The sequence below is a fragment of the Amycolatopsis sp. CFH S0740 genome (assembly GCF_004522315.1).
Lineage (GTDB): Bacteria > Actinomycetota > Actinomycetes > Mycobacteriales > Pseudonocardiaceae > Amycolatopsis > Amycolatopsis nivea.
Map to the genome: position 1 here is coordinate 58,459 of NZ_SDLS01000027.1, position 20,166 is coordinate 78,624.

Sequence of the window (20,166 nt, forward strand, 5' to 3'; positions counted from 1 at the left end):
GCTAGCCCCACAGCCGCCGCTGTCCGGAATCCGGATCGGACACGGTCGTGCTCACGTCGTCGAACAATCGGGTCACGCGATCCTCGGGGGTGTAAGCAGCCCAGCCGGGATCGCCGGTCGCCACGAACCGGACCCACGTCCCGAACATCTCCTCCGCCATCGCCCGCAGCCGTTCCGGATCGGGGCGGGCGATGGCGAACAGGAAGCGCCAATTCGGGTTGCGGACGTCGTCGAACACGAACGGCAGGTCCACCCCGTGCGCCGCGCCGAGGCCCTTCCCGCGCGGCGCGATCCGCCAGTCCAGCCGGTACATCCACGCCGTGCCGCCCGCCGCGTGCTGGGTTTCGGCCAGCCGGATCGCCGGCAGCCACCAGTCCCCCGCCGTGCGGACGCGGTTCACCAGCTGGTCCTCCGGCCAGTCCGGCAGCAGCTCGCGGTACGCCTCGGTCATCCGCGCGATCACGTCCGGTTCGAGCATCGTCGATCCGGTGCCGAGCAGTTTCGCGCCGCCGGTTTGCAGCCAGGAGAACAGATCCTGCTCGTCGGCCGTGGTGCCGGTGAGGATCCGGACTTCCCGGGCCGCGCCGTCCGCGACCGCTTCGCCGGGCCGCTGCGGCAGGAGATCTCTGTCCACGACCACCCGGTACGTCACGAGCGTGCCGAGTTGAGCGGTGACCCGTTGCTGCGCGGTCAAAATCTCCGTGACCGGCAGCGTGCGCAGGTCGCCATCGCCCAGTTCGGCCAGCACCGTCTCGCCGACTGCTTCCGCCTCTGCCGGAGTGTGCACGACGGAACCGACCCCGGTGCCGCTCTGCACGATCGCCTGGCTGAACAGCCCTTTCGCGGCCGGAACCGCCAGCAAGGTCCCCACGGTGCGGCCGCCGTTGGACTGCCCGGCGAGGGTGACGCGCCGCGGGTCGCCGCCGAACGCGGCCACGTTGTCGCGGACCCATTCCAGCGCCAGCACTTGGTCGTGCAGCGAGAGATTCCCGTCGGAAACGCCAGGCAGCCGGAGCATGCCGAGCACCCCGAGCCGGTACGCGACGGTCACGACGACCACGCCGCGACGGGCGTACGCGGACGCGTCGAACTGGTGCGGCGCGCCCATCACCCCGCCCCCGCCGTGAATCCACACCAGCACCGGGTACGAACCGGATGCTTCAGGCGCGTAGACATTGACGTACAGGCAGTCCTCGTCGCCGACGAAGCGTTTCCCGGTCACGTCGGGCTGCGGGGCCTTGGCCGCGAATTCCGTCGCGTCGCGCACCCCGGTCCAGGACGCAGCCGGCACCGGCGGGCGGAACCGCAACTCCCCCACCGGCGGCTCCGCGAACGGCACCCCCAGGAACAGCCCGACTCCGTCCCGCACCTCGCCGCGGACGGCACCGGCCCGCGTCTCCACCGTCGTCACGAACCGCAGCCTAACGCTGGCCCCCGCGCGTGCTCCGGGACCGCAGGCGATGATTGTCCGGTGGAAATCGCAGCGGAATTGGTGGCGCTGGTCCTGACGGTTCTCCTGGTGACCGTCGTCGCGCGCCGGATGGACTGGTCGGCTCCGCTGTGCCTGGTCGCGGTCGGCGTCGGGGTGTCGTTCATCCCCGGGGTGCCGCAGTACGAACTGGACCCGGAGATCGTCCTCATCGGGCTGCTGCCGCCGCTGCTGTACTCCGCGTCGATCCAGACGTCGCTCGTCGCGTTCCGCAAGCTGCGCGGGCCGATCGCGCTGCTGTCGGTCGGGCTGGTGGTGTTCACCGCGTTCGGCGTCGGGCTGGTCGCCTGGCTGGTCGTGCCGGGATTGCCGCTGGCCGCCGGGATCGCGCTGGGCGCGGTCGTCGCGCCGCCGGACGCGGTGGCGGCGAGCGTGGTCGCCCGGCGGGTCGGGATGCCGCGCAAGCTCGTCCGGCTGCTGGAGGGCGAAAGCCTCTTCAACGACGCCGCCGCGCTCGTCGCGCTGCGGACCGCGATCGCGGCGATCGCCGGCGCGGTCAGCCTCTGGCAGGTCGGTCTCGACTTCCTCCTCGCCGCGGTCGGCGGGATCGTCGTCGGCTTCCTCGTCGGGCTGATCGTGACGTACGTGCGCGCGAAGCTGGAAGACACGATCACCGACACCGCGCTGTCGTTCGCGGTTCCCTTCGCGGCGTACCTGCTCGCCGAGGCGGTGCACGGATCCGGCGTGCTGGCGGTGGTCGTCACCGGGCTGATCCAGGGGCACCAGACGCCGCGGATCCAGTCCGGTCCGTCGCGGCTGGCCAGCAGGCTGAACTGGGAGACCGTCCAGTTCCTGCTGGAGAACATGGTCTTCCTGCTGATCGGCCTGCAGGTGCGGGGCATCCTGCACGAGGTCGGCAAGAGCGGGCTGTCGGTGTGGCAGCTCGCCGGGATCTGCGCCGCGGTGCTCGCCGCGACGATCCTCACGCGGATGCTCTGGATGGTCGGCATCGGCGTGGTGAAACGGCTCCTGAAAACCTTGGGCCTGGAACGCGGCAAGGTGTGGCCGTGGCGCTATTCGGCGGTGATCGCGTGGGCCGGGATGCGCGGCGTGGTCACGCTCGCCGCCGCGTTCGTGCTGCCCGCGGACACCCCGCAGCGCGCGGTGCTCGTGCTGGCCGCGTTCGTCGTGGTGGCCGGGACGCTCGCGGTGCAGGGCATGACGCTGCCGCCGCTGATCCGCCGCCTGCGGCTGCCTCGGCCGGACCCGGCGGAGGACGCGCTGCAGGAAGCCGCCGTGCTGCACGACATGACCCGCGCCGCGCTCGCGAAGCTGGAGGAACTGCGCCGCCCGGAGGACCCGCCCGAGGTGATCGAGCGGCTGCGCGACCGGTTGCAGGACCGGTCCGACTCCGCGTGGGAACAGCTCGGCAGGCAGAGCACGCTCGCGGAAACCCCCAGCGACGCCTACCGTCGGCTGCGCGTCCAGTTGCTCGAAGCCGAACGCGACGTGTTCCTGAAGGCACGGGACCTGGGCAGTGCCGACGACGCGGTGCTGCGCCGCGTGCTGGCTCACCTCGACATCGAAGAATCCATGCTCGACCGCGACGAGGAGGAACCCCCGGTGGCCGAACGCGAACTCAGCACGCCCGCCGCCACGGCCGGGTCCTGCAAGCACCTCAGCCACGCATGGCCGGACAAGGAGCCCAGCACCCGGGATTCCTGCGCCGAATGCGTCGAGGCCGGGATGACCTGGGTGCACCTGCGGATGTGCCTCAAGTGCGGGCACGTCGCGTGCTGCGACTCGTCGCCGGGCAAGCACGCCTCGCAGCACTTCCACGAAACCCTGCACCCGGTGATGCGCAGCTTCGAGCCGGGCGAGACGTGGCGGTGGTGCTTCGTGGACAAGCAACTCGGGTGAGCCGACCGGTTAGGGTCGGGGCATGAGCACGCCCGAACAGGAAGTCGAGTACCGCCAGCACCGCTTCAGCCCGCCCTCGGGCGCCACCGAGATTTTCCTGGTGCGCCACGGGGAATCGATGCCGCAACGGCTCAGCGAGCCGTTCGATCTCGTCGACGGGCAGGCCGACCCGGACCTCGCGCCGGAAGGCCGCGACCACGCCGCGCGCGTGGGCGAGCGGCTGGCGTCGGAACGCATCGAAGCGCTGTACGTGACCACGTTGCGGCGCACCGTGCAGACCGCCGCGCCGCTGGCGGAAAAGCTCGGCCTCACCCCGTCCGTCGAGCCGGACCTGCGCGAGATCAACCTCGGCGAATGGGAGAACGGGCTGTTCCGCAAGCACACCGCCGAGGGGCATCCGCTCGCGCGGAAGCTGTGGGAAGAACAGCGGTGGGACGTCCTGCCCGGCGCGGAATCCGACGAGGCGTTCGGCCTCCGGATCCGGGCCGCCATCACCCGCATCGCCGCGGCGCACCCGGACCAGCGGGTCGCGGTGTTCACCCACGGCGGCGTGATCGGCGAGGCGTTCGCGCAGGCGAGCCGCGCGCTGGAGCGGTTCGCGTTCCTGGGCGCGGACAACGGCTCGATCTCGCACCTCGTGGTGCACGGCGAGAACTGGCTGATCCGCGGCTTCAACGACCGGTCTCACTTGGCCGCCCCGCTCGGCTGAGCGCGCTCGTCGCGGCGGACGAACCCCGCCGCGACGAGCTGTACCGTCACCAGCACCGCGATCGCCTCCGCGGCCAGCAGCCCGATGAGCACCAGCACCTGCGTCGTCCCGGCTTGGAGCGGGCTCGCCCCGCCCAGCAGGACGCCGACGTACGCGCCCGGCAAGGTCACCAGGCCGACCGTCCGGGTCTGATCGAGCGCCGGGATCAACGCGTGCCCCGCCGACGGACGGCAGATCTCCAACGCGGCGTGCCGGGGCAGAAATCCCAGCGCCAGAGCGGCTTCGTACTCGCCGTGGCGTTGCTTGAGTTCGTCGAGCGCCCGGCGGGCCGCCTGCGAGGTCGCGGTCATCGAGCCGCCGATCACGATCCCCGCGACCGGCACGACGGCGATCGGCTTCGCCGGGACGACGCCGGACCCGAGCACGAGCGCCAGCACCGGAAGCACGCCGGACGCCAGCGAAAGCGCGACCCACCCGATCCGCCGCGGCACCCCGATCCGGCCGGCGGACGTCGCGGCGGCGATGGAGAACATCGCGAGGACGAACAGGCCGGTCAGCCAGCCCGACCGCAGGATCACCGTGATGACCAGCGAAACGAGCGCGAGCTGCCCGACGGCGCGGACAGCCGCGACGAGCACCGCCCTCCCCTGCCCGAGCTGCCCGAACCGGACGACCGCCGCGCCCGCGAGCGCCAGCACCACGAGCACGGCGATCAGCGCGGGCCCGAATCCGATCGCACCGTTCACGGAGGTGATCCTGCCGCAGAGCCGGGTTCGGGGCGGTGAAGCGGGCCGCTTTCGCTGGTTGACGCTGCGGGGCTTCCCGGGCAGGCGCGGCGGAGGTTCGTGAGGACAGCTTGGTGTGCTGGCGAGTGGACGGGCTCGCTATGCCACCTGCGCGGCCCGGCGAGCTTCAAGCCTCCCTGGTCACACGCTTCCGCGAGAACAACTCGGCGCGCTGCAGCCGGGCGGGATCCGTCCCGCCGATGCCAGCGCGGCCCCGGAGAGCTTCGCCCCGCCCCGATCAAGCGCTTCCGCGAGAGCAACTCGGCGTGCCGCAAGCGGGCGGGGTCCGCTCTGCCGATCCCCCGCGGCCTTCCAGCCCGAGTCAGGCGCTGCAGCTGAGCTGCCGCCCCTCCCCGGCCACCGATTTCTCCGCGACCACCTGCCCGTCCACCCGGATCCGGCACAGCAGCGCACCCGTGCTCTGCGCGACCAGGCTGCTGAACACCGGCTGCTCGGCGGGAGTCTTCCGCTGCACGGTCACCGACCAGGGCAGCCGCACCTCGGCCTGTTGTTCGAGGTCGCCGCCGGTCGCGACGTAGGTGAGGTTGTGCGCGACGTCCTCGCCGGCCAGTTCGTAGACGACCGTGCGGGTCACCTCGCGCACGATCGCGGGTTCGACGGTCACCGACGGCACCGACGCGGCCGGTGCGGGCCGGTCCGGGGTCGCTTTCGGCATGACGTACCACGCGACAGTGACCGCGACGGCGATGACGCCGACCACGACCACCGCGCTTCCGAGCGGCCGCAGCCTGCCCGATTCCCCCCGGGCCGCCGTGGGCCGGGTCGCGCCAGGAACACCCATGGAGAGGTCTTCTCTTCTCGAGCGCACTTCCCGCGAGTGCGACGTCTGGTTCTTCGCCAGACCGTTACACGGCGTTAGCCAACCCGAGAAAATCAGCTCCATTTCACCCTGATGGGGGTAGGGCACGTGCGCGTACGAGCACGATCACCACGCACGATGCCGATGACGCTCGCGCATCCCCCGGTTGACGCAGGGTGATCAGTCGACGAGCCCGGCGTCGGCCAGCATCCTCAGCACGCGCTGTCCGGCGGGCGGGCAGGCGGCGGCGTCCGCGGCGCGCAGCCAGGCGGCCTCGGCGATCTCCGCCGACGGCTCCGGTTCGCCGGCGTGGTCGGCGGTGTAGCAGGTCATCCGGACGCGGCGGCCGTCGGCGAATCCGTCCGCCTGCTCGTCGAGCAGCGCGAAGAAACGGAAGCTGAGCGGGTCGAGCGCGACGCCCAGTTCCTCGCGGATCTCCCGGCACAGCCCCTCGACGTCGCCCTCCCCCGGTTCGCGCTTGCCGCCGGGGAGATAGAACTTTTCCTTGCCGGTCGTGCGGACGGACAGCAGCCGCCGGTCCCGCACGTGGACCCAGGCCAGGGCATCGATCGGGGTCATGGGCGCCATTTTGTCGTACCCGCGAGGGATGATCGCGGGGTGTACTCGGAAAGCCCGCCGCCGCACTCGCTGCGCCGCCTCGTGCGGTGCCGCTGGGAGTCGGCCGAGCCCGGCCCGAAGCGGATCGTCCCGGACGGCTGCGTGGACCTGGTCGCCGGCGCCGGCCAGGTGTTCGTGGCCGGGCCGGACACGACTGCGTGGACGTCGGTGTTCCCGCCCGGCACGCGGCTGCGCGGCCTGCGCTTCCGGCCGGGAGCGGCGGCCGCGATGCTCGGCGTGGGCGCGGACGAACTGCGCGACAGCCGCGTCTCGCTGCCGGACCTGTGGAACCGCCGCGGCGCGGCTCTCGCGGACGAAATCCTCAGCGGCCGCGACCTCGCCGACGCGATGGCCGACATCGCGACGGAGCAGGCAGCTGCCGCGGATCCGGTGGTGGAACGGATGCTGGCGCACCTCGCCGCCGAGGCCGCCGGGATTCTGGGCCAAGGCGAAGGAGAAGCCCCCGCCGCGGGGCAATCGACGCACCCGGGCGTGCGACCGTCATCGAAAGCCGACCACTCCGCCTGGCCTCCGGCTCAACCGAGCCGAAGCGAACGGCAGGCACGTCGGCTTTTCACCCTCGCGGTCGGCTACGGACCGGCCACCTACCGGCGCATCCTGCGCCTCCAACGAGCCATCGCACTGGCACCGGCCACCGCGACCCTCGCCGACCTGGCCGTCGCAGCCGGGTACTCCGATCAGCCGCACCTCACCCGCGAATGCCGCGCCCTCACCGGCCTCACGCCGGGCGCTTACTTCGCCGGGCGACTCACTCCGCCGCCAAATCCTGTTGGCGCGCAAGGAAATGCGCCGTATCCACGGTAGCCGGATACAACGCCCGGTAATGCGCGTAAAACTCGTCGTACCGGTCCGCCCGAACCGGATCCGGCTCGATCACCTCGGCAACCGGGTTCCACGCCTCGATATCCGGCTCCAGCCCGATCGCCACCGCCGCCAGGTACGCGTCCCCGAAGCACGCGCCGACAGTTTCCGTCGGAAGATGCTGCGGCGTCCGGGTCACATCGCTGACGATCCCCGTCCACACCCGTCCCTGGGTGCCACCGCCGACCGCCACCAACCGGCGCGCGGGAGCGCCCATCGCGGAAAGGTTGTGCCGCACCCCGTATGCCGTCCCCTCCAACGCCGCGCGGTACAGCTCCGCCCGGCCGTGCGAAGTGGTCAGCCCGGCGATCAGCCCGCGCGCCAACGGATCCGGCACCGGAGTCCGCTCGCCCGCGAAGTACGGCAGCATCAGCAATCCGCGGCTGCCTGCCGGAACTCGACCGGCCGAAGCGACGAGCTCGGCGAAGTCGCCGTCGAAGAGTTCCCGCAGCCAGTCGGTGATCGCGCCGGACGTCGCCATCCCCGCCGCCAGCGAAAAGCTGCCCGGGAAAACCCCGCGCGTCGCCCACAGCCCGGACACCGGACGGGCCTCGGCGACGGCCTGGACGAGGAACATCGTGGTCCCGTACATGACCATCGTGTCGCCGGGGTCGCGCACGCCCGCGCTGGTCGCTTCGGCCCACGCGTCGATCGTGCCGCAGGTGACCGGCAATCCCGCCGGCAACCCGGTCTCGGCGGCCGCCGCCGCAGTGACCGTGCCGACGACCTCGGTCGGCCAGGCGAGCCGCGGCAGGTCGATCCCCGGCGCGACGAGCGCGGACCAGTCCTCCGCCCAGCCGCCCGCGCGCAGGTCGTACATCGGGTCGCACTGGCTGGCCGAATGGTGGTCGAGCACGTATTCGCCGGTCAGCCGCTGCACGAGGTACGAACTCGCCATCAGGAACTGCCGGGCCCGCGCGGCGACGTCGGATTCGTGCCGGTACAGCCACCGCCACTTCGGGCCGACCGCCTGGCTCGACAGGGCGCTCCCGCAGCGTTCCACAATGGACTCTTCGCCGAGTTCGGCGGTCAGCTCGGCGATTTCCGCGCCGGCCCGGGTGTCGACGCCGTAGAGAATCGCCGGGCGCAGCGGGCGGCCGTCGGCGTCCGCGGGCAGCAGTACCGGGCCGATGCCGCTCACCGCGAGCCCGGCGGGTTTCTCGCCGCCGGCCAGCAATTCGCGCACCAGCTCGGCGAACCCGGCCCACCACACGGTTTCGGCGTCGTGCTCGAACCAGCCGGGGCGCGGGCGGGAGGTGCTGTGCGGGCGGGCGGCGCGCGCCAGTACAGTGCCGTCCGCACCCACGAGGACGCCTTTCGAACTGGACGTGCCGATGTCGATGCCGAGCAACGGGCCCGGTTGCATCGCAGCACCCCCGGTAAGCGGACGGTAAACGATTACCGGGACGGTATTCTGCGGTCACCGGGGTGTCAAGGAAGCCAGGACGAGGAGGCTCGGTGGCCACGATCAGCGACGTCGCCGCCAGGGCAGGCGTCTCGACCGCCACGGTGTCGCGGACCCTGAACGGCAAGTCCACAGTGGACCCGGAGCTGGCCGCCCGGGTGCTCGAGGCCGCCGAGGAGCTCGGCTATCACCCGAACGGACTGGCGAGAAACCTGCGCCGCCAGGAAACCGCGGTGCTCGCGCTGATCATCTCCGACGTCGAGAACCCGTTCTTCACCTCGATCGCGCGCGGGGTCGAGGATCTCGCGCAGGTGTCCGGGTATTCCGTCGTGCTCTGCAATTCCGACGAGAACGAGGACAAGGAGCGCCGGTACCTCGACGTCGCGCTGCAGGAACGCGTCGCGGGCGTGCTGCTGTCCCCCACCGGGCCGACGACGAGCGTCACGCGGCTGCGCCGGCTCGGCATCCCGGTGGTCGCGGTCGACCGGCCGCTGCCCGGCACCGACGGCGACCAGGTGCTCGTCGACACCCGCCGCGCCGCCCGGCAGGCGGCCCGGCATCTCGTCGCGAACGGCTACCGGCGGGTGGCGTGCCTGACCGGGCCGTCCGGCGTGCGCACCGCCGACGACCGGCTGTCGGGCTACCTCGACGCGGTCGGCGAGGAGAACGCGGTCTTCCGGCGCGCCGAATACCGCGCGGAAGGCGCGCGCCACGCCGCCGGGGACCTGCTGGACCAGCCGGAGCCGCCGGACGCGCTGCTGGTCGCCAACAGCACGATGGCGATCGGGGTACTGGAGGCGCTCGCGGAGCGGCGCCTGCGGGCCGGGCGCGACATCGGCATCGTCTCGTTCGACGACGCCCCGTGGACCACGCTCATCGATCCGCCGCTCACGGTCGTGGCGCAGCCGGCGTACGAGATCGGCCGGGTCGCCGCGCAATTGCTGCTGGCCCGCATCGCCGACAGCACCCGCGAGCCGGTCACCACGACCCTGGACGCGCAGCTGATCGACCGGCAGAGCTCGCACCGCTGACCGCACTTCCGCGCAACGGCGGCACCCGGCGGGTCCTCGTGCGTGGCAATGCCGGTGAGAACCGGCCTTGCCCCTCACGAGAAGCCGCAGGAGTCCGGAGAACGGGACCGGCGTCCGAGGGCTGCGGACGATCCGGCGAGCCCGGGAAGACCCGCAGCAAGACGTCCGAGGCGAGAGCGCGATCCGGGGGAAACGACGTGCCTGGCGGCCGGGCGGAGGTCCGCCGAGCCGCCAGGCACGCCCCACCCCCTGTCCCCCCAGCGTCCGCCGCGGACGGCGGAGCACGGGCCGCACCCGAGGGCGGGAAACCGATTACTCGTTCGCAACGTAAATCGGCGGTCCGGGAGTGTCAAGCACTCGAAAGCCTGGACAAGCCACCCGGTGCGGGGCAGACTGGCCCGAACTCGCCTACCCATCGTGTTGACTTCTGTGCGATGCGTGTCGATCTTTGGTGAATTCACCCACAAAAAGGCGAGAAACCGCACGAACCCGCACACACGCGCTAGGCTGAGCGTATGTCGATAGCGCTGGAGAACGTTCTCGCAAGAGCCGGCCTCAAAGCCGACGCGAACGAGTTTCTCACGCTCGTGGAGGACGCGGCCCGAAGGCTGTCGCCGCCCAACCCCGACCCCTCGCACTACTTCTCCCCCGACCAGCGCGCCGCGCTGACCGACGCGGGGCTCGACCTGAGCCCGCGCGACGAGGGCGAACCGGACTTCCGCGCGCGCACCGTCGCCGCGCACGCCGTGCTCGCCGATTCCGCGCTTTCGGTCGGCCAGGCCGCCGAGATGCTGAACGTCGACGACAGCCGGATCCGGCACCGCCTCAAGGAAGGCAGGCTCACCGGCTGGAAGGACCAGGGCTGGCGGCTGCCCGCGTGGCAGTTCAACGGCGCGGGCGTGCTGCCCGGCCTCGAAACCGTGCTGCGCGCCGTCCCCGAGGACCAGCCGGCGCTGGTCGTCGCCGCGTTCATGAACACCCCGCAGTCCGACCTGGTGATCAGCGACCGGCCGGCCACGCCGCGGCAGTGGCTGCTCGCCGGCGGCGACCCCGAGCAGGTGGCCCGGCTCGTCGCCACGCTCGGCTCGCCGTTCTGACCCGCTGACCTTCCCCGCCTGCGCGCCGCCCGCCCACCGCGGCGCAGGCCCGCCCCCTGCCCCGACACAGGACGGACGACCTCCCCCGCATGGCCCGGCTCCCCTCGCCTCCGGCGCGGTCTGCTCTGGTCAAGGGGCTGGACCGCAGCCACGACGTGGTTTCGGTGCAGCCCGAGACCCGGCTGGTCCGCATCTTCACCGCGCACGGCAACCATCCGCAGCAGTGGAACACCTTCCGCTACACCGGCCCGCTCCCGCACGGCCGGTTCGACCAGCAGCAGCCCGGCCGCGGCGGCCGTCCGGTCACCGACCCGGGCAACGGCGTGCTGTACTTCGGCCTCACCGTGCGCACGAGCGTCGCCGAGGTGTTCCAGACGACCTCGACGGTCGACCGCACGACGCGCGGCCCGCGGCTGGTCGTGGTGCGCCCGACGCGCGTGCTGCGGCTGCTCGACCTCACCGGGCTGTGGCCCACCCGGGTCGGCGCGTCGCAGGAGATCTCCAGCGGCCCGAAAAAGATCACCCAGGCGTGGGCGCGGGCGATCCGCGGCGCGATGCCGGACCTCGACGGGCTCTGGTACCGCTCGTCGATGGACGCGGGCAAGCCCTCGCTGTGCCTGTGGGACCCGCCCGCGGGCGCGGCGCTGCCGATCGCCCCGGACGTCCTGCTTCCGCTGGACCATCCGGGGCTCGACGTGCCGCTCGGGCGGGTGTGCGAGGAGCTGAACTACACGCTGCTCAGCTGAGGTGCCGGGACCACCAGGCCAGCACCGCCTCGAACCGCTGCACCCGGTGCCGCGGCTTGCCCGAGCGGGTCAGCTCGTGCCCCTCGCCGGGGAACAGCAGGAACTCCGTCTCGACGCCGGCTTGGCGCAGCGCCACGAACTGCCGCTGCGCCTGCTCCAGCGGGCACCGCCAGTCCTGCTCGGAATGCACGACGGCGAACGGGATCCGCACGTCGGCGGCGTAGCTGAGCGGGCTGCGGCGCCGCTGCTCGTCGGGGTCCGCGCCGACGTAGCCCTCGGTGAAGTAGTAGCCGATGTCGGAGCTGCCCGCGAAGGAGTCCCACGCGTTCACCGCGCGCTCGCTCCACGCCGCGCGGAACCGGTCCGGGTGCTTCGCCGCGACCCAGCTCGTCATGAACCCGCCGTAGGAACCGCCCATGATCCCGGTCCGCGACGCGTCGAGGTCCGGCCGCTCCAGCGCCTTGTCGAGCAGGGCGAGCACGTCGTCGACGTCGACGGTGCCCATGTTGTGCACGACCGAAGTACCGTGCGACTGCCCGTATCCGGCCGATCCGCGCGGGTTGCCGAGCACGACCGCGAACCCGGCCGACGCGTACACCTGCGCCTCGTCGAACACCGTCCATTCCTGCTGGGCGAACGGCCCGCCGTGCACCACGCGCAGCACCGGGTGCGGGCCCTCGCCGTCGGGAAGAACGAGCCAGCCGTGCACCGGGTAGCCGTCCGGCGCGGTCGTTTCGAGCTCCACGACCTCGCAAAGACCCTTGTCCCGCAACGGCTTCGAGTAATCGGTGAGCACGCGCGGACCGTCCGAGCCGAGCACCACCAGCTCGCCCGCAGTGTCCAAATCGGCCACTACCGCGACAACCGTGTCGCCGTCCGCGGCGAATCCGTGGACCGCCGAATGCCCGGCGTGCAGCACGCGCAAGTCGTCGAGCTTCGCACCGTCGGCGTCCGTCTGGACCGCGCGCAGTTCCACCGCACCGCGGTTGCGCACCGCGACCAGGACCTCATCGCCGAGCGGAAGCGCCGGGCCGGAGCCGGGCTCGACGTCGACGGTCTCCACATCGGTCAGCCGCCGCGGTTTCCCGTCCGGCACGACTGCGTAGAGCCCGATGTTGGAAGCGACGACGACACCGTCCTCATGGGACGTGCCGAAGAAGTAGAGCGTGCCGTCCGACGCGTACACCGGCTGATCGGCGTACCCGGCGCAAGCGGCCAGCACCTCGGGGGCGCCACCGTCGACCGGGAACGCGACGAGGTCGTGCTCGCGCGTTTCCGTCCGGTCGAAGTCGTGCGGCACGGTCACGACCACCCGCTCGCCGTCCGGCGTCCAGACCGGCTGGTTCACGCTGTAGTCGCGCGGCGTCACCGCTTCCGGCTCGCCCTCTTCGAAGGTGTCGAGCACGTACAGCCGCTTGGGCCGGTCGCGCAGGAAGCCGACGTTGTCGATGCGGTAGTCGAGCCGCGTGATCAGCCGCGGCGCCTCGGCGGCGGGCTCCGGCGTGCGCTCGTCGGCGTCCTCGGTGCCGTAGCGGCCCGGCTCGGCTTCCCGCGCGGTGAACGCGAGCCAGCGCGAATCCGGGGCCCACACCGGCGCGTCCGCACCGAGGTGCAGCGACGTGAGCTTCCGCGATTCGCCGCCGTCGACGGGCATCACGTGCACCTGCGGACTGCCTTCCGCGCCCTTGCCGTCGCCGGCGCGCAGGAACGCGACCCACCGGCCGTCCGGCGAAATGGCCGGCGACGAATCGCGCGGACCTTGCGTCCACGGCGATTCGCCGCCGGACAGCGAGATCCGCCGGATCGCGCTGCGGTACTGATCGGTTTCCAGGTCGGGGCTGCTCACCGCGGCGAGCAGGAGATCACCGCGCAGCGCGGGACGGCCGGGGACGGCGAGGACTTCGATGTCGGCAGGACGCATGCCGACGACCGTACCCGATCCTTAGCAAGGCAAACGACCTATTTCGCCTCTACCGCCCGGCGTTCGTCGCGCTTGGCCTTCGCCAGGCTCAGCACCGTGGTGACGGTGAGGACCACGACGATCACGCCGAGGGACATCCAGTTGTTGATGTCCAGCCAGTCCGGCGCGAGGTGGTACTCGTGCAGCGCGTGGATCACGAGCTTGGCCCCGATGAAGGCGAGGATCACCGCGAGGCCGTAGCTGAGGTACACGAGCTTCGTGACCAGCCCGCCGAGCAGGAAGTACAGCTGCCGCAGGCCCATCAGCGCGAACGCGTTGGCGGTGAAGACCAGGAACGCCTCCTGGGTGATCCCGAAGATCGCCGGGATGGAGTCCACCGCGAACAGCAGGTCGGCCGAGCCGATCGCGACGATCACCAGGAGCATCGGGGTGATCTTCCGCTTGCCGTCTTCCTTCACCAGGTACTTGTGGCCGCGGTAGTCGTCGGTGACCGGGTAGAGCTTGCGCACCCAGCGGGTGAGCGCGTTCTCGTGGTACTCCTCCTCGTCGCCGTTGCCGCGCAGCATGCTGATCGCGGTCCAGACGAGCACCGCGCCGAAGACGAAGAACACCCACACGAACTGGTTGATCAGCGCCGCGCCGACCGCGATGAACACGCTCCGCATGCCCAGCGCGAGCAGGATCCCGACGAGCAGCACGCGGTGCTGGTGGATCGCGGGCACCTTGAACGAGGTCATGATGATCATGAAGATGAACAGGTTGTCCACGCTCAGCGAGTACTCGGTGATGTACCCGGTGAAGAACTGGACGCCGGGGTCGTGCCCGGCGAAGAACCAGATGCCCGCTCCGAACAGGACGGCGCAGGCGATGTAGAAGATCACCCAGCGAGCGGCCTCGCCGGTGGTCACCTCGTGCGGCTTGTGGTCGACGATCACCAGGTCGATGGCGATCAGCGCGAGCAGCCCGCCGACTGTCGCGAACCACAGCCACAGGGGGACAGTCATCTCTGAAACCTCCGGATAGTGCGCAGCAGCAACTAACCGGAGGTCTCTCCCGCCGGTGCGAAACCGGCCGACGGTGCCGGGGACCTCGGCGAATGACTCGCCGGGTGCACCGTGCTGACGACACCGCCGCGAAGGAATACTCCCCTCACAGCGCGTTCAGTCTGCCGGTTACGGGCTGCGAACGCCAGCGGAGGTTGCCCACGTCACCGTATTGATGGCGTGGGCTCCGCCGCCTCGTGCGGGATCGCCTTCAAGCCGATCCCGAGGTGGTGGTTCCCGTGCCGTGAAATCCGTGTGAGGCCGCGTCACCGTTCTCAGCAAAATCGTCATAACGTCGCGTCGTGCCCCGAATCCCGCTTCCCCGCACCCGCGGCTCCCGGCTCGCCGCCGTCGCCGCCGTGGTGCTGGTCGCCGCTGCCGCGGTGACTGTCTGGGCGACTCGCGACCGCGGTCCCGCGCCGGTCCGCACCCAGGACGCCTTCCTCTCGATGCCGGCCGCACCTGGTTCCCCCGACCAGGTGCGGATCGACACCACCACCTATTACCCCGAACACACGCCCGCGCCCGCCGTGCTGCTCGCGCACGGCTTCGGCGGCGACAAGTCCAGTGTGGACCCGCAGGCGCGCGAACTGGCGCAGCGCGGGTTCGTGGTGCTCACCTGGTCCGCGCGCGGATTCGGGCACAGCACCGGCAAAATCGGGCTCAACGACCCCGACGGCGAGGTCGCCGACGCGCGCAGGCTGGTCGACCGGCTGGCGGCGAGCCACGACGTGGCGACCGGCTCCGACGGCGCGCCCGAGATCGGCGTGACCGGGGCGTCGTACGGCGGTTCGCTGTCGTTGCTGCTCGCCGGGACCGACCACCGGGTGCGCGCGCTCGCGCCGGTGATCACCTACAACGACCTCGGCCAGGCCCTCGTTCCGAACGCCGCGGCGGCGACCGCTCCGTCGGCGAAGACCCCGGCGGCGGGCGCGTTCTCGCCGGACGGCGTCTTCAAGAAGAGCTGGGCGGGCATCTTCTTCTCCGCCGGTTCGGGCGCGGCCGCGGCGAGCACACCGTCCGCCGAAGCGCCGGAAGCGGGACAGAAGACCAACGACAACGGCAGCACCGCGGGCAACAGCGGCGGCACCGCGCCGCAAGCCGCCGCGCCACCGGCTGGTGCCCGAGCCGAGCGTCCGTCCGCGGATCCGTGCGGCCGGTTCACCGCGGCGGTGTGCAAGGCGTACGCGGAACTCGCGACCACCGGCAAGGCCAGCCCGGAGACGGTCGCGCTGCTGCACCGCGTCTCCCCCTCGTCGGTCACCGGCAAGATCACCGCGCCGACGCTGCTCGTCCAGGGTGAGAGCGACACGCTCTTCGGGCTCGACCAATCCGACGCCACCGCGCGGCAGATCACCGCGACGGGCGGATCGGTGCGCACGATCTGGTACACCGGCGGGCACGACGGCGGGGTCCCCGGACCGCAGCTGCGCGCGAAGATCGGCGACTTCCTGTGGTCGTCGCTCACCGGCCAGGGCGACCCCGGCCACGGATTCAGCTACGACGTCCAAGGCACGTTGCGCGCCAACGGAACCCCGTCGGTGCGCACGGTCAATGCCGCCGCGTACCCGGGCCTCAGCGGCGCGGGAACCGAGCGGAGGCAGGTTGCGCTCACCGGTCCGGCGCAGCCGATCGTCCGGCCCGCGGGCGCGAATCCGGCCGCGGTGAGCGGAATTCCGGGGCTCAACGGACTCGCGGCGGGCACCTCCCGGCTGGCTCCGCTGTTCAGCAGCGACCCGCCGGGCCAAGCCGCGCAGTTCGGCACCGCGCCGTTCGACAGCCAGGTGCTGCTGTCCGGTTCGAGCACGGTCCGGTTGCAGGTCGCGACCGACCCGGCGCATCCGCAGCCGGAGGCGGTGCTGTTCGCGAAGCTGTACGACGTCGGTCAGGACGGCACCCGCGTGCTGCCCGCGAACGCGGTCGCGCCGTTCCGGGTCACCGGGCTGCCCGCGGACGGCACGCCGGTCGACGTCACGGTGACGCTGCCGGGCGTCGTGCGGCCGATCGACTCGGGGCATTCGCTGCGGCTCGTGGTGGGCACGACGGACCAGGCGTACTCGGTGCCGGCGCAGCCGGGCGTGTTCCGGGTCGGGCTCGCGCCGGGCGCGGCGCTCGCCGTCCCGGTGGTGCCCGGCGCTTCGGTCGGCGCTCCCCTGCCGGTCGGGCAGCTGATCGGCATCGGCGCGACGCTGCTGGTCGCGATCGCGTTCGTCGCGGTCGCGGCGATCCGCCGCCGGCGGGCGCACGACGTCGACCCGGAGCTCGCGGACACGCCGCTGGTGATCAAGGGGCTGCGCAAGCAGTACGCGGGCGGGTTCACCGCGGTGGCGGACCTGTCGTTCCGCGTCGAACCGGGCCAGGTGCTCGGGCTGCTCGGGCCGAACGGCGCGGGCAAGACGACCACGCTGCGGATGCTGATGGGCCTGATCACGCCGACCGCGGGCGAGATCCGCGTGTTCGGCCACCGGATCGCGCCGGGCGCGCCGGTGCTGTCGCGGATCGGGTCGTTCGTCGAGGGCTCGGGATTCCTGCCGCATCTGTCCGGCAAGGCGAACCTGGAGCTGTACTGGGCGGCGACCGGGCGGCCTGCCGAGAAGGCGCATTTCACCGAGGCGCTGGAGATCGCCGGGCTCGGCGACGCGGTGCACCGGCGGGTGAAGACCTACAGCCAGGGCATGCGGCAGCGGCTCGCGATCGCGCAGGCGATGCTCGGGCTGCCGGAGCTGATGGTGCTCGACGAACCGACCAACGGGCTCGACCCGCCGCAGATCCACCAGATGCGCGAAGTCCTGCAGCGCTACGCCGCCACCGGGCGCACCGTCGTCGTCTCGAGCCACCTCCTGGCCGAGGTCGAGCAGACGTGTTCGCACGTCGTGGTCATGCACCGCGGGAGGCTCGTAGCCTCGGGCGAGGTCGGCGAGCTGGCGGCCTCGAGCGGCGAGGCCACGTTCCGGGTGGACGACTCGGCGGCGGCCGCGGCGACGCTCAAGAGCGTCGGCGGGGTGTCGGACATCGAGACCGAAGGCGATCTGGTGCACGCGAACCTCGACGGGATGCCGCGCGCCGACGCGGTCGCGGCGCTCGTGCGCGCCGGGGTCGCGGTCGAGCAGGCCGGGCCGCGCCGCCGGCTCGAAGACGCGTTCCTGCAGCTGGTGGGAGAGGATTCATGAGCGAGGGCAACGGTTCCGGCGGGGTGCACACCGACCCGGCCGCACTGCAGGAACTGAGCGACCTGGCCACCGCGGAACCGGCCGAGGTCGGCCCGGACGGCGCGGTCGCGGGCTACCGGGCCGACCGGACGCTGCGGCTCGGCGTGGAGCTGAAACGGCAGCTGCGCCGCAGGCGGACCCAGCTGGTGCTGGCGTTCGTCGCGGTGCTGCCGTTCATCCTCGTGGTGGCGTTCCAGATCGGGCAGGCGAATCCGAACCGCCGCACCGGCGGGTTCGTGGACCTCGCGACGGCGAGCGCGCCGAACTTCGTGGTGCTCGCGTTCTTCGTGTCCGGCACGTTCCTGCTGCCGATGATCGTCGCGTTGTTCTTCGGCGACACGATCGCGAGCGAATCGTCGTGGTCGAGCCTGAAGTACCTGCTGGCGATCCCGGTGCCGCGGCAGCGGCTGCTGCGGCAGAAGGCCGCGGTGTCCGGGCTGCTGTCCATCGCCGCGCTGGTGCTGCTGCCGGTGGTTTCGCTGCTGGTCGGCATCATCTGGTACGGCGCGGGCGACGCGATCAGCCCCACCGGCGACGCGGTCGGCTTCGGCGACAGCCTGCTGGCGCTGCTGATGTCCACTGTGTACATCGTGGTGCAGCTGGCCTGGGTCGCCGGGCTCGCGCTGCTGCTGAGCGTGTCGACGGAGGCCCCGCTGGGCGCGGTCGGCGGGACCGTGCTGGTGGCGATCCTGTCCCAGATCCTCGACCAGATCACCGCGTTGGAGGGTCTGCGGAACTATCTGCCGACGCATTATTCGTTCGCCTGGATCGACCTGATCTCCACCGACATCGACTGGACGAACCTGGCCAGCGGAGTGCTGTCGTCGGTCATCTACACGACGGTGTTCCTGCTGCTGGCGGGCCGCCGGTTCGCGCGGAAGGACGTCACCAGCTAGGCGGATGTCCGGTACGGTTCGGCGCGTGACGATCCACCTGGAACTCGACGCCGGCGTCGCACTCGTGACCCTCGAACACGGGCGCGGCAACACCCTCGACACCGCCACCTGCAAAGAACTGGTGATCAGACTCGAAGAGGCCGAAGCTGCCGGGGCGCGCGCGGTCGTGCTCACCGGTGCGGGCGACATGTTCTCCGCCGGAGTGGACCTGCTCGCGATCGACGAGGGCGGCGCGCGCTACGTCGGCGATTTCCTGCCCGCGCTGTCGGACGCGTTCCTGGCCGTGTTCGGCTTCCCGCGCCCGGTGGTGGCGGCGGTGAACGGCCACGCGATCGCGGGCGGCATGGTCCTGGCGGCGGCGTGCGACCACCGGATCGCCGCGGACGGCCCCGGCCGCATCGGCGTGACGGAGCTGCTGGTGGGCGTGCCGTTCCCGTTGTCGGCACTGGAAATCCTGCGCTGCACGTACGGCACGACGCCACTGCCGTCCCTGATCTACAGCGGCGCGACGGTCACCATGGCCGACGCGCTCCCCCGCGGCCTGGTCGACGAGATCGTGCCCGCCGACGAGGTGCTTACCCGGGCCCGCGAACTGGCTTCCCGGCTCGGCGAACTGCCCGCGGAGGCCTTCGCACACACGAAGCAGCAGCTGCGGCAGCCGTACCACCAGCGGATCGCGGAGAACCGCGTGTCCGACGACGCGCAGGTAGAGCGTTTGTGGCGGTCCGAACCGGCGCTCGCGGCGGTGAAGGCGTACGTGGAGAAGGTGCTGAAGCACTGACCCTTTCGGCCTTCGTTCGCCGATGCCGACCGCGGACAGGAGACTTTCTTGCCTCGGCTCTGCCCTCGAACCCATTGCTTCGGGCGCATGTTTCTGTGAAAGTCGATACGAGGGTCCGGGAACCGGGGGTGCCTCAGCTTGGAGCGCACCCCCGGCTGGGGGCCCGCCCGGCTGATCGCCGTCAGTTCTCCTCGAGCTTGACCAGCTCCAGGTCGGTCTGCGGGAAATCGTCGCCGATGCAGAGCAGCGGTTCCCCGGCAAGCTTGGCGGTGGCGTAGCTGTAGCAGTCGCCGAGATTCAGCTTTGCCGGATGGCGTCCCTTCCCGAACTGGCCGAAGGCGTCGGTGGCGATCTCGCTGTGTTCCTCGGTGAAAGGGACCACCGCGATGTGGTTCTCCTGCATGAACCTGGCCAGGGCCAGCCTTCCCCGGGAACCGAGCCGCGCCGTCAAGACGACGCTTACCTCCACCAAGGTCGGCGCGCCGATTCTCGGCGCGGTCGCCTCGGCGAGGCGTTCTTCGAGGCGCTCGTGGCCCGGCTCGCGCAGGAGAATCGCCACGATCGCGGAGCTGTCGACGATCACACGCCCTCCGGCCCGAATCCGAGAATGTCTTCTTCCTCCTCCTTGGAGAGCGGCTTTCCCAGCTCCTCGGGCGGGATGAGCGGCCAGATCTCCTCTTCGAGCATCCGGCGCAGCCGCTTCAGCCGCTGTTCGGCGTCCTCGTGTTTGCGCAGCTGGTCCCGGCGCAGCTGAAGAGACTCGCGGACCGCGCCGGTTTTGGTGGTGCCGGTCAGCTCGGCCACCTCCGCGGCCAGGCGCTCCGTTTCCGGATCCTTGATGTTCATCGCCATGGTGTAATGGTACCGGAAACGG

The 20,166-nt window shown here is 71.4% G+C and carries 18 protein-coding genes; 9 read left to right on the forward strand and 9 right to left on the reverse strand.

Going from position 1 to position 20,166, the window contains the following annotated elements; translation table 11 throughout:
• Position 1 precedes the first annotated feature (1 nt).
• The gene (locus EIZ45_RS34480) at positions 2-1,411 is read right to left on the reverse strand and encodes a carboxylesterase/lipase family protein (RefSeq protein WP_134667983.1); all 1,410 of its coding nucleotides are present in this window, start codon (positions 1,409-1,411) and stop codon (positions 2-4) included.
• A gap of 60 nt (positions 1,412-1,471) precedes the next feature.
• On the opposite strand from EIZ45_RS34480, the gene EIZ45_RS34485 reads away from it, so the two are divergent.
• Both EIZ45_RS34485 and EIZ45_RS34490 read left to right on the forward strand, forming a co-directional pair.
• Positions 1,472-3,349 (forward strand): Na+/H+ antiporter, encoded by a 1,878-nt coding sequence (locus EIZ45_RS34485; protein WP_240690872.1) that lies wholly within the window; start codon positions 1,472-1,474, stop codon positions 3,347-3,349.
• A 22-nt stretch (positions 3,350-3,371) separates the two neighbouring features.
• On the forward strand, positions 3,372-4,058 hold the full coding sequence (locus EIZ45_RS34490) for a histidine phosphatase family protein (RefSeq protein ID WP_134667984.1): 687 nt from the start codon (positions 3,372-3,374) through the stop codon (positions 4,056-4,058).
• Here the strand turns inward: EIZ45_RS34490 and EIZ45_RS34495 are convergent.
• The 3 genes from EIZ45_RS34495 to EIZ45_RS34505 form a co-directional block, all read right to left on the reverse strand.
• On the reverse strand, positions 4,034-4,804 hold the full coding sequence (locus tag EIZ45_RS34495; RefSeq protein ID WP_037818132.1) for an ABC transporter permease: 771 nt from the start codon (positions 4,802-4,804) through the stop codon (positions 4,034-4,036). The two genes, EIZ45_RS34490 and EIZ45_RS34495, sit on opposite strands and share 25 nt — an antisense overlap.
• A 361-nt stretch (positions 4,805-5,165) precedes the next feature.
• Positions 5,166-5,645, reverse strand: a complete 480-nt coding sequence (locus tag EIZ45_RS34500; RefSeq protein ID WP_167756639.1) for an MmpS family transport accessory protein — start codon at positions 5,643-5,645, stop codon at positions 5,166-5,168.
• Between the two features lie 198 nt (positions 5,646-5,843).
• Positions 5,844-6,242, reverse strand: coding sequence for an NUDIX domain-containing protein (locus EIZ45_RS34505; RefSeq protein ID WP_037818130.1), 399 nt, complete (start codon positions 6,240-6,242; stop codon positions 5,844-5,846).
• Between the two features lie 39 nt (positions 6,243-6,281).
• Here EIZ45_RS34505 and EIZ45_RS34510 point away from each other — a divergent pair, with 39 nt between their 5' ends.
• Positions 6,282-7,106 carry a helix-turn-helix domain-containing protein gene (locus tag EIZ45_RS34510; protein ID WP_134667986.1) on the forward strand — a complete coding sequence of 275 codons (825 nt, stop codon included), beginning with the start codon at positions 6,282-6,284 and terminating at the stop codon, positions 7,104-7,106.
• On the opposite strand, the gene EIZ45_RS34515 is transcribed toward EIZ45_RS34510, so the two are convergent.
• Positions 7,051-8,529, reverse strand: coding sequence for an FGGY-family carbohydrate kinase (locus tag EIZ45_RS34515; RefSeq protein ID WP_134667987.1), 1,479 nt, complete (start codon positions 8,527-8,529; stop codon positions 7,051-7,053). The genes EIZ45_RS34510 and EIZ45_RS34515 overlap by 56 nt on opposite strands.
• A gap of 92 nt (positions 8,530-8,621) precedes the next feature.
• On the opposite strand from EIZ45_RS34515, the gene EIZ45_RS34520 reads away from it, so the two are divergent.
• From EIZ45_RS34520 to EIZ45_RS34530, 3 genes are all read left to right on the forward strand, one after another.
• Complete coding sequence (locus EIZ45_RS34520) at positions 8,622-9,599, forward strand: LacI family DNA-binding transcriptional regulator (RefSeq protein WP_134667988.1); 978 nt, start codon at positions 8,622-8,624, stop codon at positions 9,597-9,599.
• A 515-nt stretch (positions 9,600-10,114) separates the two neighbouring features.
• A complete protein-coding gene (locus EIZ45_RS34525) occupies positions 10,115-10,696 on the forward strand; it encodes a hypothetical protein (RefSeq protein ID WP_037818127.1) in 582 nt (193 codons plus the stop codon).
• An 89-nt stretch (positions 10,697-10,785) separates the two neighbouring features.
• A complete protein-coding gene (locus EIZ45_RS34530; RefSeq protein ID WP_037818125.1) occupies positions 10,786-11,442 on the forward strand; it encodes an RES family NAD+ phosphorylase in 657 nt (218 codons plus the stop codon).
• Here EIZ45_RS34530 and EIZ45_RS34535 read toward each other — a convergent pair.
• Positions 11,435-13,363: a S9 family peptidase gene (locus tag EIZ45_RS34535; RefSeq protein ID WP_134667989.1), complete on the reverse strand. Its 1,929-nt coding sequence runs from the start codon at positions 13,361-13,363 to the stop codon at positions 11,435-11,437. The two genes, EIZ45_RS34530 and EIZ45_RS34535, sit on opposite strands and share 8 nt — an antisense overlap.
• Positions 13,364-13,401: 38 nt before the next feature.
• Positions 13,402-14,367 (reverse strand): TerC family protein, encoded by a 966-nt coding sequence (locus EIZ45_RS34540; protein ID WP_037818122.1) that lies wholly within the window; start codon positions 14,365-14,367, stop codon positions 13,402-13,404.
• A gap of 341 nt (positions 14,368-14,708) precedes the next feature.
• On the opposite strand from EIZ45_RS34540, the gene EIZ45_RS34545 reads away from it, so the two are divergent.
• Genes EIZ45_RS34545 through EIZ45_RS34555 form a run of 3 tightly spaced genes read left to right on the forward strand, consistent with a single transcriptional unit; the run spans position 14,709 to position 19,292 of the window.
• Positions 14,709-17,576, forward strand: a complete 2,868-nt coding sequence (locus EIZ45_RS34545) for an alpha/beta fold hydrolase (RefSeq protein ID WP_134667990.1) — start codon at positions 14,709-14,711, stop codon at positions 17,574-17,576.
• Positions 17,573-18,511: an ABC transporter permease gene (locus EIZ45_RS34550; RefSeq protein WP_037818120.1), complete on the forward strand. Its 939-nt coding sequence runs from the start codon at positions 17,573-17,575 to the stop codon at positions 18,509-18,511. The genes EIZ45_RS34545 and EIZ45_RS34550 overlap by 4 nt, the downstream gene beginning before the upstream one ends.
• Before the next feature lie 25 nt (positions 18,512-18,536).
• The gene (locus EIZ45_RS34555; RefSeq protein WP_370318223.1) at positions 18,537-19,292 is read left to right on the forward strand and encodes an enoyl-CoA hydratase/isomerase family protein; all 756 of its coding nucleotides are present in this window, start codon (positions 18,537-18,539) and stop codon (positions 19,290-19,292) included.
• A gap of 181 nt (positions 19,293-19,473) precedes the next feature.
• Here EIZ45_RS34555 and EIZ45_RS34560 read toward each other — a convergent pair whose 3' ends face one another.
• A complete protein-coding gene (locus EIZ45_RS34560) occupies positions 19,474-19,875 on the reverse strand; it encodes a type II toxin-antitoxin system VapC family toxin (protein ID WP_134667992.1) in 402 nt (133 codons plus the stop codon).
• Complete coding sequence (locus EIZ45_RS34565) at positions 19,872-20,144, reverse strand: type II toxin-antitoxin system VapB family antitoxin (RefSeq protein WP_037818117.1); 273 nt, start codon at positions 20,142-20,144, stop codon at positions 19,872-19,874. The genes EIZ45_RS34560 and EIZ45_RS34565 overlap by 4 nt, the downstream gene beginning before the upstream one ends.
• Positions 20,145-20,166 lie beyond the last annotated feature (22 nt).

What these genes read in the sequence shown, in the direction of transcription:
- EIZ45_RS34565 (WP_037818117.1), bottom strand. Translation starts at nt 20,144, where the DNA reads ATGGCGATGAACATCAAGGATCCGGAAACGGAGCGCCTGGCCGCGGAG.
- EIZ45_RS34535 (WP_134667989.1), bottom strand. Translation starts at nt 13,363, where the DNA reads ATGCGTCCTGCCGACATCGAAGTCCTCGCCGTCCCCGGCCGTCCCGCG.
- EIZ45_RS34490 (WP_134667984.1), top strand. Translation starts at nt 3,372, where the DNA reads ATGAGCACGCCCGAACAGGAAGTCGAGTACCGCCAGCACCGCTTCAGC.
- EIZ45_RS34525 (WP_037818127.1), top strand. Translation starts at nt 10,115, where the DNA reads ATGTCGATAGCGCTGGAGAACGTTCTCGCAAGAGCCGGCCTCAAAGCC.
- EIZ45_RS34540 (WP_037818122.1), bottom strand. Translation starts at nt 14,367, where the DNA reads ATGACTGTCCCCCTGTGGCTGTGGTTCGCGACAGTCGGCGGGCTGCTC.
- EIZ45_RS34515 (WP_134667987.1), bottom strand. Translation starts at nt 8,529, where the DNA reads ATGCAACCGGGCCCGTTGCTCGGCATCGACATCGGCACGTCCAGTTCG.
- EIZ45_RS34530 (WP_037818125.1), top strand. Translation starts at nt 10,786, where the DNA reads ATGGCCCGGCTCCCCTCGCCTCCGGCGCGGTCTGCTCTGGTCAAGGGG.
- EIZ45_RS34505 (WP_037818130.1), bottom strand. Translation starts at nt 6,242, where the DNA reads ATGACCCCGATCGATGCCCTGGCCTGGGTCCACGTGCGGGACCGGCGG.
- EIZ45_RS34550 (WP_037818120.1), top strand. Translation starts at nt 17,573, where the DNA reads ATGAGCGAGGGCAACGGTTCCGGCGGGGTGCACACCGACCCGGCCGCA.
- EIZ45_RS34500 (WP_167756639.1), bottom strand. Translation starts at nt 5,645, where the DNA reads ATGGGTGTTCCTGGCGCGACCCGGCCCACGGCGGCCCGGGGGGAATCG.